Origin of the sequence: Kitasatospora sp. NPDC057518, from assembly GCF_042802075.1 — a bacterium.
Classification (GTDB): domain Bacteria; phylum Actinomycetota; class Actinomycetes; order Streptomycetales; family Streptomycetaceae; genus Kitasatospora.
Window position 1 is genome coordinate 1 of sequence record NZ_JBHVEU010000152.1, and the last position, 18,058, is coordinate 18,058.

Sequence of the window (18,058 nt, forward strand, 5' to 3'; positions counted from 1 at the left end):
GTGCCCGGCCTGTTCCGTACGAGCGGGCCGGGCAGCAGCGCCGTGTCCGACGGGTGCGGTGCAGCGCTTGACGGGTGGGCCGGGTGCGGGACGGCTACTGGCCGACCCGCTGGGACACGCAGACGATGTTGCCTTCGCTGTCCTTGAACCAGGCCGCGCGCATACCCTCGCCCTCGGCGACCCCGTTGACGGTCTGCAGACCGGGGAAGTCGTACTCCTCGAAGGTGATGCCGCGGTCGCGGAGGCCGGCCATCTCGCCGTCGAGGTCGGCGACCTTGAAACTGGCGAGGGTGTGGGCGGCCTGTCCACCGCTGGGAGTGCGGTAGACGGTGAACTGGGTGCCGCCACAGTCGCAGACGAACTCCTCCTCACCTTCCTCGGCGAGCTTGAGGCCGAGGGTGTCGGTGTAGAAGGCCTTGGCGCGGGCGAGATCGGTGGCGGGGATGACTGCTTGCAGCGGAGCGTCTCCAAGCATGGTGTTTCGCCTCCTCTCTGTCACCAGGCTAGGGACGTGCGGGCCGGGTCGCCCGGTGGGCGCAGGGCTGCTTCGGGCCGTGTGCGGCAGGTCGCCGGGAGTCATGCGGGGGCCAGCCTCCAGAGCGAGGTGACCTCCGCGGCGCGGGCGGTGTGGAGGAGGGGGTCGGCCCGGTCGGGGGTGGTGGCCCTCGGGTGGCGGGGGGCGGTGTCGAGGCGCCCGGTGACGCGCAGCCCGGCTCCGGAGACGGCACCGAGCAGATCGGCGCGGGAGCGCAGGCCGAGGTGTTCGGCGAGGTCGGAGAGGACGAGCCAGCCCTCGCCGTCGGGCAGCAGGCGGTCGGCCAGGCCGTCGAGGAAGCCGCGGAGCATGCGGCTGCCCGGGTCGTAGACGCCCTCGTCGAGCGCGGAGCTCGGCCGGCCGGGCAGCCACGGGGGATTGCAGACGACCAGGGCGGCCCGGCCGCGGCCAGGAGGGTAGAGGCCGGTGCCCGCGGTCTCGATGCGGTCGGCGAGACCGAGCCGGCGGGCGTTGTCGCGGGCGCAGGCGAGGGCGCGCGGGTTGGCGTCGGTGACCAGGACCTCGTGCAGGCCGCGCCGGGCGAGGAGCGCGGCGAGCACACCCGTGCCGGTGCCGAGGTCGTAGGCGGTGGGGTGGTCATGGGCGGTCGGCGGCAGCGGCGCCCGGGCGACGAGGTCGACGTACTCGCCGCGGACGGGTGAGAAGACCCCGTAGTGCGGGTGGATGCGGGCGCCGAGGGCCGGGACCTCGACGCCTCTGGTGCGCCACTGGTGGGCGCCGATCACACCCAGGAGCTCGCGCAGGGACACGATTCTGTTGTCAAGGAGCGGTCCGTAGGCCGCCCGGCAGGCCTCGCGGACGTCGGGCGCCCGGTGGAGTCGGACGTGGTGATCCGCGCCGAGCGGTACCAGCAGCATGCCCAGGACGCGCGCGAGGCGGGCGCGCTCCCGGCGGTGCTGCCGGAAGGCCTCGGCCGGGGAGCCGGGGGCGGATCGGGGCCGGCGCCGCTCGGCGCGGCGGCGCATGGCGTGCAGGAGGCGGAGCGCGCCGGGGTAGTCGCCCTGCCAGAGCAGGGCGGTGCCCTCGCAGGCCGACCGGTAGGCGGCCTCGGCGCGCAGGGTGTCGTCGGCGGCGATCAGGCGGCGCGGCAGGGGCGTGCCGTTCTCGCTGTGCCAGGGTGCGGGCAGGACGGAGGTGGTGGGCAGGGTGACGATTCTTGGCCGGTGGGTGTCGGACACCAGGGGTTCCTCGTGGTCGAACGTGCAAGGGGACACGAAGAGCACTTCGACGAGGAGGCGAGCAGCAGGCGCGTCGGGCCGTGGCGCCGTCGGGAGGGCGGGCGCGGGCGTCAGGCCGGGTGCGGCTCGCGCGTCGAAGCGCGAGCCGGGGTGTCACCGAGCACGAGGCCCGGCACGACGGCGAGCCGTATGCCACTGATCATCTGCGGGCCTCCCTTCCGAACCAGCTGGTCCTGCGCGGTTGTTCGTACGCTTTCACACAGAGTGGCCGACTGGCAACCGATTTATGACCGGCCCCCGGACCAGCCGTGCGGCACGCGCTCCAGCACACCCGCGCCGAACAGCTCGTACAGCGGCAGTGTCTCCAGGTGGACGTAGCCGATGTGGCAGTCGCAGACCGGCAACGGGCAGGCTCGCGGCAGCAGTTGCGCGCGGTAGCTGCCGTCGTAGAGGTTGCCGAGGACGTCCCGGACGAAGTGGCAGCGGCGCACGGTGCCGTCGCCGTCCACCGACAGTACGGACTCCCCGGTGCGGCACGGCAGCCCGGCGCTGGGGTGGGCGTGCCGGCTGTAGCCGAAGTGCGGGTCGACGGCGGCCCATTGGGCGGCCTCGGCGTCGGTGTAGCCGAGGCCCTCGGCGGCGTTGACCCACAGGTAGACGCCTTCGGGGAGCTCGGCGCGCAGCCGGCGGGCCTCGGCGAGGTGTTCGGGTTGGCCGACGACGCCGACGCTGTAGCGCACGCCGAGTGCGTCCAACTCCTGGCACTTGGCGAGGAAGCGCTCGCGGGTGACCTGGCCGGGATGGAAGGTGACCCAGAGGGCGAGGGTGTCGAGGTCCGCCTCGGTGAGCCAGCCCGTGCGGCAGCTGAGGTTGGTCTGGATCGCGACCCGGCGGACGTGCGGCAGGCGGCTCAGCTCGACCAGCGCGCGGCGGTACCAGGACCGCACCAGCCCCTCGCCCCAGGGGGTGAACAGCAGCGACAGGGTGTCGCCGGTGCCCGCGCGCCCGGCGGCCCAGCCGGTGAAACGCTCCAACGCGGCCCGGTCGGACCGCAGTTGCTCCAGGCTGTCGCGCCGCTTGGCGAACGGGCAGTACGGGCAGTCGTAGTCGCAGGAGGCGAGCGGGCCGCGGTAGAGCAGGGTGAGGCTCCGCGCCCCGTCCTCCGGCAGCGGTGAGGCGGAGGGCATGCCGAGGAAGGTCATTTCGCCTCGTACGCCGCCATCAGGGCCCGGACCTCGGGCGAGAACAGCATCGGCCCGGCGGCGTCCGAGTGCGCCAGCCCCTCCGGGCTGAGCCGCAGGAACTCCGCGTCGCCGTCGTCGAGCCACCCGCGCTCCGCGAACTCGGCCAGCTCCGCCGGGAAGTCCTCGGCCGGTGAACCGCCGAACCGGGCGCGGTAGTCCGCCAAGGGCAGGCCCTCGGCCTGGAGCAGCGACTGCACCAGGTGCCGCCGGCGCGGCTCCGCGCCGCCCATCCGGTGGCCCACCTCGGCACGGTGGAAGTCCTCGGTGGCGACGTAGTCGTCGATGATGCCGCGCACCTCGGTGGCGTTCACCGCGTAGTCGAAGGAGTAGTGCAGCTGGGAGGTGTAGGAGCGGGCGCCGCAGCCCAGGCCGACCATGCCGTCGGTCTGGCAGGCGTACTCGCCCGCGCCGGCCTGCGGGGAGGCGGCGCGACGGAACATCCGCATCGACACCTGCTGGTAGCCGTGGGCGAGCAGGTGGTCGCGGCCGGCCCGGTAGAGCGCGAGCCGGCGCGCGTCCCAGGCGGCCCGGCTCTCCTGCTCGCCGCGCCGGGCCAGGCCGGTCAGCGGGCGGACGTACAGCGGGTAGAGGTACAGCTCCTCGGGCTGCCAGGCGAGCGCGGTGTCCAACGAGCGGAGCCAGCTCGCCTCGGTCTGGCCCTCGATGCCGTAGATGAGGTCGATGTTGAGCACCGGGAACCCGGCCGCGCGGATCCGGCCGAGGGCGGCCTCTACCTCGGACCGCTTCTGCGGGCGGACGGCGGAGCGCGCCTCGGCGTCGTCGAAGGACTGCACGCCCAGGCTCAGCCGGGTGGTGCCCCGGGCGGCGAGCACCTCCAGCCGGTCGGTGGTCGCGGTGGCGGGCGAGGCCTCCACCGAGAGGGGTATCGCCCGCAGGTCGGCGCCCATCTGCCGCTCGGCGATGTCGCACAGCCGCTCCAGCTCACCGGCCGTCAGATAGGTGGGCGTGCCGCCGCCGAACGCGGCCAGCGCGAACCGGGCGCCCTCGTCCAGCGCCGCGCGCACCGCCGTGGCCTGGCGTTCCAGGGCGTCCAGGTAGGCCGTGGTCAGGCCCTCGGGGCTGCCGATCCGGGTGAACAGGTTGCAGAAGCCGCAGCGGACCTCGCAGAACGGGATGTGGAGGTAGAGCGAGAGCGCGTGCTGCGCCTCGCCGGTCCACAGCTCGCGCAGCGGCGGGCGCTCGGGCAGCGGGCGGTAGGCCGTCTTGTGCGGGTACGCGTAGACGTACGACTGGTACGGCGAGTCCGGGCGCGGGGGTGCGGTGGTCATGCGCGCTCCTCGGAGGTCGTGGCGGTGCCCGCCGCTCGGGCGGGGAGGGTGAAGTGCGCGTACGGGACCGACCAGACCACCTTGTGGCCGATCCGGTGGCCGGTGTAGCCGTCCTCGCCGTAGGCGGTGCCGTGGTCGGAGCAGACGATCGCGAAGCAGGGGCGGCGGGCGCTCATCGCGGCGAACAGCCGGCCGATGTGCGCGTCCACGTACTCCAGGGCCGCGGCGTGGGTGGCCCGGGAGTCCCCGTGCTCGCGGGTGGCTCCGGGCAGGTGGAACCAGTTCGGCTGGTGCAGCGCCGAGACGTTCAGGAAGAGGAACAGCGGCTGGTCGGCGGACTGTTCGGCGGTGACCCGCTCGGCCCGGGCGACCTGCTCCTCGAAGGACGTCGGCGAGGCCACGCCCAACTCGGGCGCCCAGTGGCTCTCCTGGAAGAGGCCCGGCAGCACCGAGCCCAGCGGGCCCTGCTTGTTGAAGAACCCGACGCCGCCGATGCACACCGTGCGGTACCCGGCCGCGGCCAGGGCCGTCGGCAGGTCGGGGGCGTCGAAGACCCAGGTGCGCGGGGCGGTGCTCTCGGAACCGGCGAAGCGGGCCGCGAACAGCCGCGGGTGCGGGCCGTCCGGGGAGGCGGGCGTCGGCAGGAAGCCGGCCAGGATCGCCTGGTGGGAGGCGTAGGTGAAGCTGCCGGGCGCGTGCCGGTGCTCCCAGCGGCCGCCGGGGAGGACGGCGGCGAGGTTCGGGATGCGGCCGGCGGCGGCCAGCTCCTCGGCGACGTCGAGGCGGAGCGTGTCGAGGGTGACGAGCAGCAGGTCGTGGCTGCCCACGACGGCGTTCATGTCGGGGGACGGGAGGGTGGTCGGGTGGTTCATCGAGCGGGTTCCGTGATCTGGTGGTCCGTCGCCGCGGGCGACGACGGGGAGGGGGCGGTCAGCGCGGCCAGTTGGGCGCCGTAGGTGTCGAGGCCCTCGGCGGGGCCGCCGGGCAGGCCGGTGAGGTTGGGGAGCAGGTCGCCGAAGGCGTTCACCTCGCCGACCAGGGCGCGCCGCCAGCCGGTCGTGGGCAGCACGTCGACGCCGACCATCGGTGAGCCGGGGAAGCAGGCCGCCGCGCGCTCGGCCGTCTCCAGCAGGGCCGGCCAGGCCGGCCCGGCCGCCTCCCGGGCCTGGTCGAGGCTGCCGCGGGCGCCGCCGAGGTGCAGGTTGGTCATCGGCTGGCCGCTGGTGCGCACCACGGCGTGGGTGGCGCGGCCGGAGACCACCACGACCCGCAGGTCCGCCGAGCGCCCGGACTGCGAGGCCTTCGGGATCCACTGCTCGACGTGCAGCCCGTCCGGTGCCAGGCCGTCGACGATCGCGGCGACCTCCCGCTCGCCGCGGTAGCGGCGCACCCGCAGCGAGTTGTGGAGCCGGCCGTCGGCCAGCTCCACCGAGGTGGTGGCCTGCAGCTGCCCGCGCGGTCCGAACTCCAGGGCCATCACCCCGGAGGCGGAGGAGCCGTGCGCCGGCTTGACGAAGACCCGGTGCAGGCCGGCCTCGGCGAGGCGCCCGCGCAGGTGCTCCCAGCCGGTGACCTCGCCGCCGAGCGCCCTGGGCACTGGCACCCCGGCCCCGGCGAGCAGCGCGTGGGTACGGCGCTTGTCGAACATCACGGCGATCTCCTCCGGATCGCCGAGCAGCCGTACGCCGGGTCGGGCGGCCAGCCCGCGCAGCGCGGCCATGACCCCCGCGTACCAGACGGCCGTGCCCTCGACCCTGGTCGGGGCGTAGCCGGGACCGAGCGCCGGGCCGCGCAGCAGCCGGTCGACCTCCGGCTCCTCGCCGGGCGACTCGATGCGCAGCAGACCGCCCTCGGGCAGCCGGTACCGGCCGCGCAGCACGTCCAGCCAGGGCAGGACGGCGGGCTCGGGCAGCCCGGCGGCCCGGGCGGCGGCCGCGAACAGCGTCACCCGTCGGTGCCCCGGGTTGCCCAGGACGGTCAGTCGCACGGTCATCGCCTCCGCCGCCCGCCTACTCGGAGACCGAGACGTAGCGGTCGTCCTCGTCGTCCGGGTCGTCACCCTCGGCCTCGTCGAGGTCGAGCCCGACCCCGGGCAGGGCCTCGGACAGACGCTCCTGCATCGCGTCGCTCAGGTAGTGGTGGTGCAGGTCGAGGGAGTTCAGGTGGGTGAGGGGCTGGCCTTCCAGCAGGGCGGTGGCGCCCTCGTCCGTCAGCACGCCCATGGAGAGGTCGAGCGACTCCAACCGGGCCACTATCGGGGCGTGGGCGAGGGCGGCGGCGATCTCGTCCTGGAACTCGCTGTTGGCCAGCCCGAGGTGGCGCAGCTCCGGCAGCCGGGAGCCGTCCAGGAACGGCGCCAGGTCGTCCATCGTGGCGTCACCGCCGTACTCGTCCACACCGAGCCAGAGGTCCAGACGCTCCAGTGCGGGCAGCTCGGAGGCGGCCACCGCGCGCACCACGGTGGCCGGCAGGCCGCCGGACTCGAAGCGCAGGCTGGTCAGGGCGTCGTGACGGACCGGATCCAGGCCGAGGTCCGTACCGCCGCGCACGGCCAGCGACTTCAGCGCGGGGAAGGCGGCCAGCAGCGGGGTGACGTCGTCCATCACCAGCCAGGAGACCTCGCACTCGTCGTAGGTCACCTCGGCGAGGAACAGCGCCTCCAGGGCGGGCAGGCGCCCGGCTTCGGCCGTGAGGGCCTCGATCACCGGGCCGACGGAGCCGTAGCCCTCGGCCCCGTTCCACCAGGGACCGATCACCAGGACACGGACGCTCGCCGGATCGACGTCCTGGAGGAAGGACTGCCAGAGCTGGGCGAAGTCCTGCTCGGAGCGGTACGCGAGGGCGAGCCGCCAGGCGACGCTGTCGGCGGCGGGCCGCGGCCGGGTGTCGTCGGGGGCGAACTCGTGGATCGGCAGCTCGTGGAAGCGTTCGATGTGGCGGGAGATGGACATGTCGGATCCTGGTCGGTCGGGGTGGGCGAGTACGCGGGCGGTCGGGCTGTCGGGCGATCAGGCGGGCGCGGGGCGTTGACGACTACTCGGCCACGGCCACGTAGCGCCACTGGTCGTCGGGCTTGCCGGGCTCGGAGAGGTCGACCTCGACACCGGCCAGGGCCTGGCGCAGGCGCAGCTGCATCTCCTCGGTGAGGTAGTGGTGGTGCAGGTCGAGGGAGCGCAGGTGGGTGAGGGGCTGGCCCTCCAGCAGGGCGGTGGCGCCCTGGTCGGTCAGCACGCCCATGGAGAGGCTGAGCGACTCCAGCCGGGCGACCACGGGCGCGTGTGCCACGGCGGCCGCGATGTCGTCCTGGAACTCGCTGTTCTGGAGGCCGAGGTGGCGCAGCTGGGGGAAGCGGGTGCCGTCCAGGAACAGCGCGACGTCGGCCATCGTCGCGTCGCCGCCGTAGTTGTCCACGCCCAGCCAGAGCTCCAGCCGCTCCAGGGCGGGGAAGTCACAGCCGGCCACCGAGCGCACGACCGAGCCCGGCAGGCCGCCGGCCTCGAAGCGCAGCGCCTCGAGCGCCTCGTGCCGCAGCGGCTTCAGGGCCAGACCGCCCTTGCCGTCCCAGTCCTGCGAGGCGCCGCGCACCACCAGCTCGGCCAGCCGCGGGAAGGCCGTCAGCAGCGGCGTGATGTCGCACTGCTGGATCCAGGAGATCTCGCACTCCTCGAAGGTGATGTCGCCGACGAACAGGGCGCGCAGGGCGGGCAGCCGGCCGGCGGCGGCGACGATCGCCTCCATCGGCTCCTGGAAGCCCTCCGGCTCCTCCGGGGACCACTGGCCGATCACCAGGGCGGTGACCCGCTCGGTGTCGACGGCGCCGAGGAACTGCTCCCAGCGTTCGGCGAACGTCGCCTCGGACTCGTAGTCGAGCTTGACCCGCCAGGCGGCCGAGGCCGCGTCCGGCAGTTCGAGGGCGCCCGATCCGCCCTTCTCCTCGGCCTCCTCCAAGGCCTCCACGAAGTCGAAGACGGGAAGGCCGTGGAACCGCTCGATGTGGTCGTTGACAGTCATGCGCTGCTCCTCTGGGGTCGGGGCCGAACAACTGTCTACCAGCCGGGACTGACAATCCGGCGGCCGGGTCGCCGTCCGGGCGCGTTGTCAGACCCTTGCTCTATGTTCGGGTCCTGGCTCCGGAGAGTGACCGCGGCGGACGCGGCGGAGCCATGGGTTCCGGCGTCCGCCGGAGCCCCTCCGTACGGCGAGGGAGGACTGATGTACCGCCAGGGCGATGTGCTGATCGTGCCGGTAGAGGAGGGCGCGGTGCCGCCGAGGGTGGTGGAGCTGGCCGTGCAGCCCCGGGACGCGCGGGGTCGGATGGTACTCGCGCTCGGCGAGGTCACCGGGCACGCGCACGCCGTGGTCGGCCCCGGAGAGCTGCGCCGGGAGACCGGGCCGTTCGGCGCGGGCTGGCTGCACCTGCCCGAGGGCGGCCGGGTGGTGCACGAGGAGCACGCGGCGATACCGCTGCCCAAGGGCTGGTACCGGGTGGTCCGCCAGCGCGAGTACGTGCCGGGTGCGGTGCGGATGGTCGCGGACTGACGACCGCTCCGCCCGCCGTACGGGGGTCGGCGGGCGGGTGCGGACACGAGGGTGGAGCGCGGCCGTGGCCGCGGCACGGAACGGGAACGGACGGCCGGGCGGGGAGCCCGGCCGGGAACGGAGCAGGGATGGAGACGGTGATCCACGACGAGGTCCACGGCGACCGGGCGCAGGCGCGGGAGCTGCCCGGGCCGGTCGAGGTGACGGCCCGCTGGCGGGCGGCCGCGGCGGCCACCGGAGCGGGCGACCGGGCGGCGGCCGAGCGCGCCGTCCGGGCCGCCTACCGGGCGGCCGGGCTGCCCGAGCCCGCGGCGATCCGGTGGTTCGGCTCGCCGCTTGCCGCGACCGGGGCGGCGCTGGAGCTGCGGGCCGCCGGGGCGGAGAGTGTGCGCGAGGCCGTGCGCACCAAGCCCTGGGAGGAGGCCAGGCGGCGGGCCGTCGAGCAGGTCGGCGCCGCCGGGTGGGCGGGCCACTGGGCGCTCACCGGGGGCGAGCTCGGCCCGGTCACCACCCCGCTCGCCGACCGGCTGCGCAACGCGGTGCTCGACCGGCTCGCCCCCGAGGCCGACCGGGAGGCCGACGCCGCGGTGGCCGAGGAGGCCCGGGCCCGTCGCACCACCGTCCGGCTCGCCCTGCTGGACGCCGTGCGCGGCCAGCACGACGCGCCGTGGTTCGCCGCCTTCGAGGCCGCCGGGGCGAGCGCCGACGCCGTCGCACCACTGGCCGAACTGGCCCGGGAGGTCGGCTGGTGGTGGCCGTACCGGGACGTGGCCCTGCTCAGCGAACGGCCGACCGGCCTGCACCGCGACGAGGCCGGGCGGCTCGACCGGGCGGACGGGCCCGCCCTGGAGTACGCCGACGGCTTCGCCCTGCACGCCTGGCGCGGCATGCCCGTCCCGCCGGAGTTCCTGGCCGGCCTGGCCGAGGTGACGGCCGAGCGGATCCGCACCGAGGAGAACGCCGAGCTGCGCCGCGTCCTGCTGGAGCACTACGGCTACGAGCGCTACCTGGCCGACTCCGGCGCCGAGCCCGTCCACCGGGACGAGACCGGCGTGCTCTGGCGGATCGTCCTGCCCGACGACGAGCCGGTGGTGATGGTCGAGGTGGTCAACTCCACGCCCGAGCCGGACGGCACCCACCGCACCTACTGGCTGCGCGTCCCCCCGAGCACCCGCACCGCGCGAGCCGGGGTCGCCTGGACCTTCGGCATACCCGAGACCGCCTACCACCCGCAGCGCGAGACCTGACCGAGGACGCCGTCCGGCATCCGGAGCAGGCCCCTGAGCTGCGCTTGTTGACCCTTACCCCACGTCAGGCCGCACGGTGGGGGCGCAGCGAACGCACGGATGATCGGAGGGACGCATGAGCTGGTCGGTGGGCCAGGTCTCCGGCTTCGCCGGGGTCACGATCCGGACCCTGCACTACTACGACCGGTCCGGGCTGCTCACGCCCAGTGAGCGAAGCCCGGCCGGCTACCGGCTCTACAACGGCGCGGACCTCGCCAGGCTCCAGCAGATCCTGTTCTACCGGGAACTCGGCTTCCCGCTCGACGAGATCGCCGACATCCTGGCGGACCCGCAGGCCAACGCCCTCGACCACCTGCTGGCGAGACGACACGCCCTCACCGAGCAGATCGCCCGGCTGCAGAAGCTGGTCGACGTCGCCGAGCGGGCCATCGAGGTCCAGCGCACCGGGGTCGAGCTGAGTCCGGAGGAGCGCTTCGAGGTTTTCGGGGACGTCGTCTTCGACCTCAGCTACGCGGCCGACGCCCACCTCAAGTGGGGCGAGCGGGACAGCCACCAGGAGGCCCTGGCCCGCGCCGCCACCCACTCCAAGGAGGACTGGCGGCAGCTGATGGCGGAGGCCGCGGAGTGGCGCGGCCGACTGCTGGAGGCCTTCGACCGGGCACTGCCGGTCGACCACCGGACGGTGCTGGACCTCGCCGAGCAGCACCGGCAGCACATCACCCGGTGGTTCACGCCCTGCCCGCCGGAGATGCACTGCCGGATCGCCGACGACTACGAGGCGGACGCCCGCGCCTTCGCCCTCGTCGTCCCGCCGGCCGAGCAGCGCCCGGGGTTGGCCGGCTACCTCCGTGCGGCGATCGGCGCCAACGCCGAGCGGTGCAGCGGGAGCGACCCCGAGGAGGAGGCTCGATGAGAATCCTCGTCACGGCCGCCGGATCGCACGGCGACGTCGCCCCCTACACCGGTCTCGGGGCGTACCTGCGCGGTGCGGGGCACGAGGTCGCGCTCGCGGCGCCCGAGACCTTCCGCGAGCTGGTGGCCGGCAGCGGCCTCGGCTTCCGCCCGCTCCCGGTCGATCCGCGCGGGGCGGGCACCGGTCCGACGGGCGGGCGCTCCGAACTGCTCGCGCGGGCCGCGGCGTTCATCGGGAAACTGGGTGACGGGCTCGCGGACGCCGCCGCGCCCGGAGCCGATCTACTCCTGCTGAGCACCACCACCGCGCCGCTGGGCTGGCACCTCGCGGAGGCGATGGGCGTCCCCAGCATCGGGGTCTACCTGCAACCCACGCTGCCGACGCGGGAGTTCCCGCCGGTCGTCGGGGGCGGCCGCTCGCTGGGGAGCTGGGGCAACCGGGCGGCGGGAGCGCTCGGCCAACGGGTCGTCGACCGCCTGCACGCCGGGGCCGCACACCGGCTGCGGTCGCGGCTGGGCCTCCCGGCGCTCTCCCAGACCGCGCGCCGGCGGGCTGTGGAGCGGGCGCACTGGCCGGTGCTGCACGGCTTCAGCCCGACCCTCGTACCGCGCCCGGCCGACTGGCGGCAGGGGCTTCGGGTGGTCGGCAACTGGTGGCCGTACGTGGCGGAGGACTACGGCCTCCCGGCCGAGGTCGAGGACTTCCTGCGGGCCGGGCCGCCGCCGGTGTTCATCGGGTTCGGCAGCATGGCGGCGGGGCGGGGCGAGCGGCTGAGCGCCCTGGCGCTGGAGGCCCTGCGGCGGGCGGGAGTCCGGGGCGTGGTGCAGGCCGGCTGGGCCGGGATCGCCGGGGAGGGCGACGACGTGCTGACGGTCGGCGAACTGCCGCACGCCCGGCTCTTCCCGCGCATGGCGGCGGTCGTGCACCACGCGGGTGCGGGCACGGCGGCTGCGACGCTGCGCGCGGGCGTGCCGAGCGTCCCGGTCCCGGTGACGGCGGACCAGCCGTTCTGGGCCGACCGGCTCCGCCGGCTCGGTGCCGCCACCGCTCCCGTCCGGTTCGCCGACCTGACCGCCGACCGGCTGGCGCAGGCCATCCGTCAGGCCGTCGAGGAGCGGCGACTGCGGGAACGGGCGCAGGAGGCGGCCCGCGCCCTGGCGAAGGAGGACGGCGCGGGCCGGGTCGCGGAGGCGGTGGTGGCGTTGGGCGGGTAGCGGAGGAAGCGCGGACGGCCCGGCCCCGTTCCGGTCAGGCCCGCAGGCCGTGGCGCCTGGTGTATCGGAGGTGGAAGACGAGCAGCGGCGCGGCGATCACCGGCCAGCACAGGTTCATGGCGGCCGGGGCGGTGTCGATAGGAAGGAGGTACGCGAAGGCCAGTTGGGCAAGGGCGTTGAGCAGGCTGGCCGCGCCCCAGACCGCGGTGAGCACCCGGACGCCGTGACGGAACGCGGAGTCCTGCTCCCAGCGTGCCTCCCAGGCACGCAGCCCGTCCTCGCCCGCCTTGGCCTGTACGAAGGAGCGGAAGACCACCATCAGAGCCGGACGCCCGTAGCCGACGGAGGCCAGCAGCCAGATCCCGAGGAGCCCGCCGAGCATGCCCGTCCAGGCCTCGCGGATCAGCAGGGTGCGGGCGTCCCCGGTGAGAATCGAGAGCACCAGACCGAGGGCGATCATGCTGAGGATCAGCAGGGCCAGGAAGTCGACGCGGCGGGTTCGGACCAGCCGTACCACCACGGTGACCGCGGGTGCGGCGGCGGACCACAGCAGGGCCCACCACTGGTCCGCGCCTGCCGAGCGCAGCCCGTAGTAGACGGCGAGAGGGAGGACGAGATCGATCAGCAGGGGTAAGAGGAGGGCGGTTCGGCGCGGGGCGGCGTGGAGGGTCACTTCGTCTCCTCGGTCTCGGCTCCGGCCTCGGTCCCCGTCGCGAGGGCGAAGAGGGTGACCAGCTCGCGCCCGTAGGCGCGGACGTCGAAGTCGTCCCCGGCGGACAGCCGGTTGGCGGCCGCATCGATCGAGGCGCGGATCGCCAGGGCCATCGCCTCGGGGTCGAACGGCCGGAAGTCACCGCTGAGCTGTCCGTCCCGCAGGTGTCGGACCAGCAGCGAGACGGGGGTGTCGAAGCCGGCGGAGCTGACCAGCGGGCTGCCGTCCTCCCGGCGGGCGTTGGCGAGGACGTCCACCAGCGCCCGTACCTCGACCGGGTGTTCCGCCAGGAACTCCAGGTTCGCCTCGATGTAGGCGGCCAGCCGCGCGGCGGGCGCGGGCCGGGCATGGATGCGCGGCTGCATGAAGGCCTGCGCCGACTCCTGGACGGAGTCGACGAGGGCCTGGAAGAGGTCTTCCTTGTCCTGGAAGTGGTACGAGATCAGCCGCACGCTGGAGAGCTTCGCCCGTTTGGCGATCTGCGCGAACGAGGCCCGGGCGTAGCCGAGTTCGGCGACGGTCCCGATCGCGGCGGCGACGATCTGGGCGCGTCGGGCATCAGTGGTGACGCTCCGGCCGGAGGCGGGGGCGTCAGGAGAGGAGTCAGGATTTACTCGCATGAGTAAAAATTAACATGGATCGGCAAAAGTGGAGGCGCAAAAGGGCCCTGCCACGGCAGGCCGTTGCGTCCGCGCAGGTCAGGGCGTCCGGGCGATCAGGACGGGCTGGAAGAAGCCGGTGTCGGCGGGCTGCTCCCAGCGGATGCCGGCCAGGCCGGCCTCGGCGGCGAAGGCGCTCAGCTCGTCCTGGGTGAGCGCCCAGTACGTGGAGCGGCGGACTGCGACCCGCCACTCGTCGGCCTCGTCCGGCAGCAGCCGGAAGAGCTCCAGGTCGTACCGCTCGCCGTCCTCGTGCCACTGCCAGAGCTGGAAGAGGACCGACCGTCGGCCGCCGTGCTCGGCGGTCTGCGGCGGAGTGGAGGCGGGCCGGGTGCGGCGCAGCTCGTCGTACGGGCGGGTGGTGACCAGGAGCAGTCCGCCCGGGCGCAGGACCCGTCGCATCTCACCGAGCGCGGCGCGGACGTCCTCGGCCGTGAGCAGGTGGGGCAGCGCGTTGTCGGCGCAGACGACGACGTCGAACCGGCCGTCCGGGAAGGGGAGTTCCCGCATGTCGGCGGCGGCGGTGGGCAGCCGGAGGCCGCGCTCGGCGGCCTCTGCGGTGGCGCGGGCGGCGGCGACCGGGCTCAGGTCGGTGCCGGTGACGCGGTGGCCGAGGGCGGCCAGGCCGATCGCCTGGGTGCCGATACCGCAGGCGCAGTCCAGCACCTCGGCGGGGCCGTCGCCGAGAGCCGCGCGGACCACGGCGTCCAGCGCGGAGCCCTGACGGGCGAGCGAGGCGTTCCAGTCGGCGTAGAGGAGGTGGTAGTCGTCGGCGAAATCGTCGTAGAAGCGGCCGAGGGCGGACTGGCTCATGGTGTCAGGACCTCCAGGGGGCGTCGGCGGGAGCGGAAACGGTTCGCGCGGCGCCATCATGGCGCGGCCGTACCGGCGGTGAGTACCCGTTTTTCGGGGCCGTCACGGAACCGCCGAGAGGTGGGGGCGGGGAACGGTGGCCGCTGGACGGCCGGCCGATCCACCGGCAGGACGGCGCCTACGCCGCCGCCATGATGCGGACGAGTGCACCTTCGACCAGCTGGTCATCGACGCCCAGGTCGAGGCCGTGTCCGTGGACGGTTGGGACTTCTCCTGGCTGGGGGCCCCGGGCGGGCTATCGGTGGTGCCAGTCGGGCGGCTGGGCACGGGGGCAGGGACCCTGGGCGTCCAGACCGGTGACGGCGAGGTGCCTGCGGGCACCGGGCGGCTGGACGGGCGCCCGTCCGTGCTCGTCGCCACCGAGCCCTGGTCGCCCAACCCGGACCGCGCCACGTGGTTGCTGAACCCGCTGGGCGCCGGGGCTGCCGAGCATGCGTAGCGGGAGGGCGTTCAGCGTGCTGATGAGCTGACCGCGCAGCAGGAAGCGTCGGACCGTGAGCCGGTGGGGCCGGCCGACGCCGGGCCCACCGGGCCCGGGTGCCAGGCGAGATCGGGCGGCGGCCGGCCCAAGTCCGAGGAGCTGCCGACGGCGTCGGCCGGGCGCGTAGCGGCCGCTGCGGGGCTCGGACCGGGCTCGACGTCGTCGTGGTTCCTGCCCGGCCCCGGGCGGTCAGGGGTGGGGTTCCGGGTGGCTCGCCCGGTGGCAGGCTGTCAGGAGGTGACGGCGCCCGGGCGGTTCAGGTCGGCCCGAGTCCTCAGGAACCCGAGGTACTTGGGGTCGTCCTCCTCGAAGATCTCGGGCCCGCCTCCCATGAAGGCCCTGATCAACTCGTCCGCGGCGCGGTCGTGGTCGCCCAGCTCGAAGGCGGTCTGACCCAACCGTAGGTGGACGTACGGATTGCCGAGTCCGTCGGGGCACTGGACCGCGTTGTGGAAGCACTTGTAGGCCCTGTCGTGGACGCCCAGTCGGAAGTGCACGTCTCCGATCGCGACGTAGATCCAGGTCGCGGCCGCCCATGCGCGGTGGTCGCCCGGCAGCAGCCGAAGGGCTTCGAGGTAGCGCTGCTTGGCCTCGGCGAACTCTCCCAGTCCGACCAGCGCATCACCCTCCTGGCACAGGGCCCTGATCTCCGTACGAATCCCGTCGGGCAACTCCATGGCTGTCCCCCCGTCCTGAGGTGCTTCGCGCGCACCGGGCGCGTCACGTTCCTCGATGCTCCCGAACCCCGGGCCGTGATCGTGCCGGTGGGCTGCCGGGCCGCTGCCACGGCCGCCGCCGCTGCCGAAGGGCCCGTTGCCGCCGACGACGGCACCGCTGGGCCACGAGTCACCGCCGTCACGACCGTGGTGACCACCGTCCATGCCGACCTCCTCCGTTCACGCGTCCGTCCGCACTGCGGGCGCGGGCACAGGCGCGGGCGGTACGGACGGGCGGCACGGGCCTCAGCCCAGTTCCATCAGTATGTCGGCGCGGGCGTAGTAGTCGGCCACCGGGAGCCGGTCGCGGGTGATCCTGACGAACCCGGCGTCCTCGTAGAGGTGGACGGCGGGGGCCAGCCTGCTGTTGGTGCCGAGGAACAGCCTGGTCCCGCCGAGTTCGCGGGCCCGGTCGATCGCGGCGGCCACGAGCAGGCGGCCGATGCCACGCCCCTGCGCGTCGGGGTCCACGGCCATCTTCGCCAGCTCGAACACGGCGTCGGGGTGGACCAGGAGCGCCACGCAGCCCACGACGGTTCCGCTGTCCGGCTCGCGGGCCAGGAGCACGTCGCCGCCCGGGTCGACGATGCGGCCGAACGGATCCCCGAGCACGGCCCGGTCCGCCTCCTCCAGGGTGAACAGTCGCGCGATCCACTCCTCGTTCAGCGTGCGGAACGCCTCGGCGTCGCTCGGCGAGGCGATCGAGGAGACCACGGGCGGGGTTGAGGCGTACGGCACGGGGCGGGTTCCTTCCCTGGACGGCACCACGTCAGCCTGCGGCCGCGCCCACCCAGGTGTCCAATACGTACGCCGGCCGCCATCCATAGGCTGGAGATATGGATCAGCGAATCGAGCTCCGGCACCTGCGGTACTTCCTGGCGCTGGCCGAGGAGTTGCACTTCGGTCGTGCCGCCCGGCTGCTGCACATCGCCCAGCCGGCCCTGTCCCAGCAGATCAGGCAGTTGGAGAGGATCGTCGGTGTCGAGCTGTTCCGGCGGACCTCCCGGAGCGTCCGCCTCACGGACGCCGGAGTGACGTTCCGGCCGCGGGCGAGGGACATCCTGGGCCGGCTGGCCGCCGATCTGGACGAGGCCGGCCGGGTCGGCCGCGGTGAGGCGGGCCGCCTGGACGTCGCCTTCATCACCTCCGCCACCGCGATCGTCAGTGAATGGCTCCGCGCCTTCTCGCTCCGCCGCCCGGACGTCCAGGTCAGGCTCCACGACGGCTTCACCGTCGACGTCCTGACAGCCCTGGAACGTGGCACGGCCGACATCGGGATCGTCCGGGACGCCGAGGAGCGCGACGACATCGACCTCGCCCTCCTGGCGACGGAACGGTTCGTCGCGGTCGTCCCCGCCGACCACCCCGCCGCGCGGGGGGAGCGGGTGCAACCGGCGGCGCTGGCCGCCGACCCCCTGATCCTCTTCCCGCGCTCGGCGGGGGCCCGCGCCTTCGACGTGAACACCCGGCCGATCCGGGACACCGGCAACGAGGTCCGGGTCGCGCAGGAGTGCTCGAACTGGCACACCATCACCATGCTGGTCGCCGCCGGCCTGGGCGTCACCATCGCCCCCCACAGCGTCACCACGCTGCTCCCCGAGGGCGCCCGGAGCCTCGAACTCGACGGTGCCTCCGCCGTGAGCCGGGTCTTTCTGGCCACCCGTCGAGGGGACGACCGCCCCCTCGTGCGGGCCTTCGTCGCGGTGTCCGAATCCGTGGCGGGCCGGGGTGAACGGTCGAACGACGGGGGAGCGTGGGCCCGTTGAGCGGTCCGGCTCCTCGGCCGCCGGAAGGCGCTGTCGGTGTCTCCGGAGCCGGAGCCCGAGCCGGAGCCAGAACCGTCGCCGCGACCGGACGGGCCGCCCGGCGGTGTCAGTGCCGCCTGCTTCGATGGCGGGGACAGACGGCGGCACCCTTCAGAGGAGACCTCGTGGGCACATGGGGCAGTGGGAACTTCGAGAGCGACACGGCGCTGGACCACCTGTCGGTCCTCATCGACCGGCTCGTCACCGAGGTCGCCGAGGCGATGGCCGGCGATCCCGTCGAGCTCGAACCGGACGAGTACTGGGGCGTCGCCGTGCCGTGCAACCTGGAGCTGCTGCACGTCATGGCGCGGGCCGGCCACGGTGTCCACCAGCTGCCGGAAACCGACGTGATCACGGGCTGGAAGGCGGCGTTCATGGCCGTCTGGGAGCGGACCGTCGACGACCTGGAACCCTCCCCGGGCTACAAGGACGAACGCCGGTCGGTACTGAACCGCACGTTCGACCAGCTGGCCGAGGTCACCGCCGGGATCGGGGCGGGGGAGTCCGGACGGTAGCGGAACGCCCGGGCGGCGTCGGACGGGACACCGCGACGGTCGACGGCCGGCTCCGTGAACCGCCGCGGCCTGCTCCGCGAGGGCGCGTCGGCGGGTGGGCGGGGCGCTCCGTGAACC

The 18,058-nt window shown here is 74.2% G+C and carries 19 protein-coding genes; 6 read left to right on the top strand and 13 right to left on the bottom strand.

From position 1 onward, the window contains the following. Positions 1-94: 94 nt before the first annotated feature. The 8 genes from ACFU7Z_RS17720 to ACFU7Z_RS17755 form a co-directional block, all read right to left on the bottom strand. Positions 95-475, bottom strand: a complete 381-nt coding sequence (locus ACFU7Z_RS17720) for a VOC family protein (RefSeq protein ID WP_049652838.1) — start codon at positions 473-475, stop codon at positions 95-97. 101 nt (positions 476-576) lie between these two features. Then, positions 577-1,734, bottom strand: a complete 1,158-nt coding sequence (locus tag ACFU7Z_RS17725) for a methyltransferase (RefSeq protein ID WP_380778112.1) — start codon at positions 1,732-1,734, stop codon at positions 577-579. Between the two features lie 284 nt (positions 1,735-2,018). Further along, a complete protein-coding gene (locus ACFU7Z_RS17730) occupies positions 2,019-2,921 on the bottom strand; it encodes an STM4011 family radical SAM protein (protein ID WP_380778114.1) in 903 nt (300 codons plus the stop codon). Between the two features lie 11 nt (positions 2,922-2,932). Next, entirely contained in the window at positions 2,933-4,267 is a 1,335-nt protein-coding gene (locus ACFU7Z_RS17735) for an STM4012 family radical SAM protein (RefSeq protein WP_380778116.1), read from the bottom strand. Then, complete coding sequence (locus tag ACFU7Z_RS17740) at positions 4,264-5,106, bottom strand: STM4013/SEN3800 family hydrolase (RefSeq protein ID WP_380778139.1); 843 nt, start codon at positions 5,104-5,106, stop codon at positions 4,264-4,266. The genes ACFU7Z_RS17735 and ACFU7Z_RS17740 overlap by 4 nt, the downstream gene beginning before the upstream one ends. Positions 5,107-5,135: 29 nt before the next feature. Further along, positions 5,136-6,260 carry an STM4014 family protein gene (locus tag ACFU7Z_RS17745; protein ID WP_380778119.1) on the bottom strand — a complete coding sequence of 375 codons (1,125 nt, stop codon included), beginning with the start codon at positions 6,258-6,260 and terminating at the stop codon, positions 5,136-5,138. 16 nt (positions 6,261-6,276) lie between these two features. Beyond that, positions 6,277-7,218, bottom strand: a complete 942-nt coding sequence (locus ACFU7Z_RS17750; RefSeq protein WP_380778121.1) for an STM4015 family protein — start codon at positions 7,216-7,218, stop codon at positions 6,277-6,279. An 82-nt stretch (positions 7,219-7,300) separates the two neighbouring features. Then, positions 7,301-8,278, bottom strand: a complete 978-nt coding sequence (locus ACFU7Z_RS17755) for an STM4015 family protein (protein ID WP_380778123.1) — start codon at positions 8,276-8,278, stop codon at positions 7,301-7,303. A gap of 201 nt (positions 8,279-8,479) precedes the next feature. Between ACFU7Z_RS17755 and ACFU7Z_RS17760 the strand changes: the two genes are divergently transcribed. From ACFU7Z_RS17760 to ACFU7Z_RS17775, 4 genes are all read left to right on the top strand, one after another. Beyond that, entirely contained in the window at positions 8,480-8,806 is a 327-nt protein-coding gene (locus tag ACFU7Z_RS17760; protein WP_049652826.1) for a hypothetical protein, read from the top strand. 128 nt (positions 8,807-8,934) lie between these two features. Beyond that, a complete protein-coding gene (locus ACFU7Z_RS17765; protein WP_380778125.1) occupies positions 8,935-10,053 on the top strand; it encodes a DUF6745 domain-containing protein in 1,119 nt (372 codons plus the stop codon). A gap of 115 nt (positions 10,054-10,168) precedes the next feature. Beyond that, positions 10,169-10,966: a MerR family transcriptional regulator gene (locus ACFU7Z_RS17770; protein WP_117493029.1), complete on the top strand. Its 798-nt coding sequence runs from the start codon at positions 10,169-10,171 to the stop codon at positions 10,964-10,966. Continuing rightward, positions 10,963-12,180, top strand: coding sequence for a glycosyltransferase (locus tag ACFU7Z_RS17775; protein WP_380778128.1), 1,218 nt, complete (start codon positions 10,963-10,965; stop codon positions 12,178-12,180). Before ACFU7Z_RS17770 ends, ACFU7Z_RS17775 begins: the two co-directional genes overlap by 4 nt. 34 nt (positions 12,181-12,214) lie before the next feature. Here the strand turns inward: ACFU7Z_RS17775 and ACFU7Z_RS17780 are convergent, their stop codons facing one another. The 5 genes from ACFU7Z_RS17780 to ACFU7Z_RS17800 all read right to left on the bottom strand — a co-directional run bounded on the left by ACFU7Z_RS17780 (position 12,215) and on the right by ACFU7Z_RS17800 (position 16,359). Continuing rightward, complete coding sequence (locus ACFU7Z_RS17780; protein WP_380737143.1) at positions 12,215-12,853, bottom strand: VC0807 family protein; 639 nt, start codon at positions 12,851-12,853, stop codon at positions 12,215-12,217. Continuing rightward, a complete protein-coding gene (locus ACFU7Z_RS17785) occupies positions 12,850-13,512 on the bottom strand; it encodes a TetR/AcrR family transcriptional regulator (RefSeq protein ID WP_380778130.1) in 663 nt (220 codons plus the stop codon). The genes ACFU7Z_RS17780 and ACFU7Z_RS17785 overlap by 4 nt, the downstream gene beginning before the upstream one ends. 78 nt (positions 13,513-13,590) lie before the next feature. Beyond that, positions 13,591-14,364, bottom strand: a complete 774-nt coding sequence (locus tag ACFU7Z_RS17790; RefSeq protein ID WP_074004829.1) for a class I SAM-dependent methyltransferase — start codon at positions 14,362-14,364, stop codon at positions 13,591-13,593. 771 nt (positions 14,365-15,135) lie between these two features. Then, the gene (locus ACFU7Z_RS17795; protein WP_117493113.1) at positions 15,136-15,582 is read right to left on the bottom strand and encodes a M48 family metallopeptidase; all 447 of its coding nucleotides are present in this window, start codon (positions 15,580-15,582) and stop codon (positions 15,136-15,138) included. A gap of 285 nt (positions 15,583-15,867) precedes the next feature. Further along, entirely contained in the window at positions 15,868-16,359 is a 492-nt protein-coding gene (locus ACFU7Z_RS17800) for a GNAT family N-acetyltransferase (protein ID WP_380778133.1), read from the bottom strand. 98 nt (positions 16,360-16,457) lie between these two features. Between ACFU7Z_RS17800 and ACFU7Z_RS17805 the strand changes: the two genes are divergently transcribed. Together ACFU7Z_RS17805 and ACFU7Z_RS17810 are read left to right on the top strand one after the other, a co-directional pair. Beyond that, positions 16,458-17,387, top strand: coding sequence for a LysR family transcriptional regulator (locus ACFU7Z_RS17805; RefSeq protein WP_380778135.1), 930 nt, complete (start codon positions 16,458-16,460; stop codon positions 17,385-17,387). A 164-nt stretch (positions 17,388-17,551) separates the two neighbouring features. Further along, complete coding sequence (locus ACFU7Z_RS17810; protein WP_380778137.1) at positions 17,552-17,941, top strand: DUF4259 domain-containing protein; 390 nt, start codon at positions 17,552-17,554, stop codon at positions 17,939-17,941. Positions 17,942-18,058: the final 117 nt, after the last annotated feature.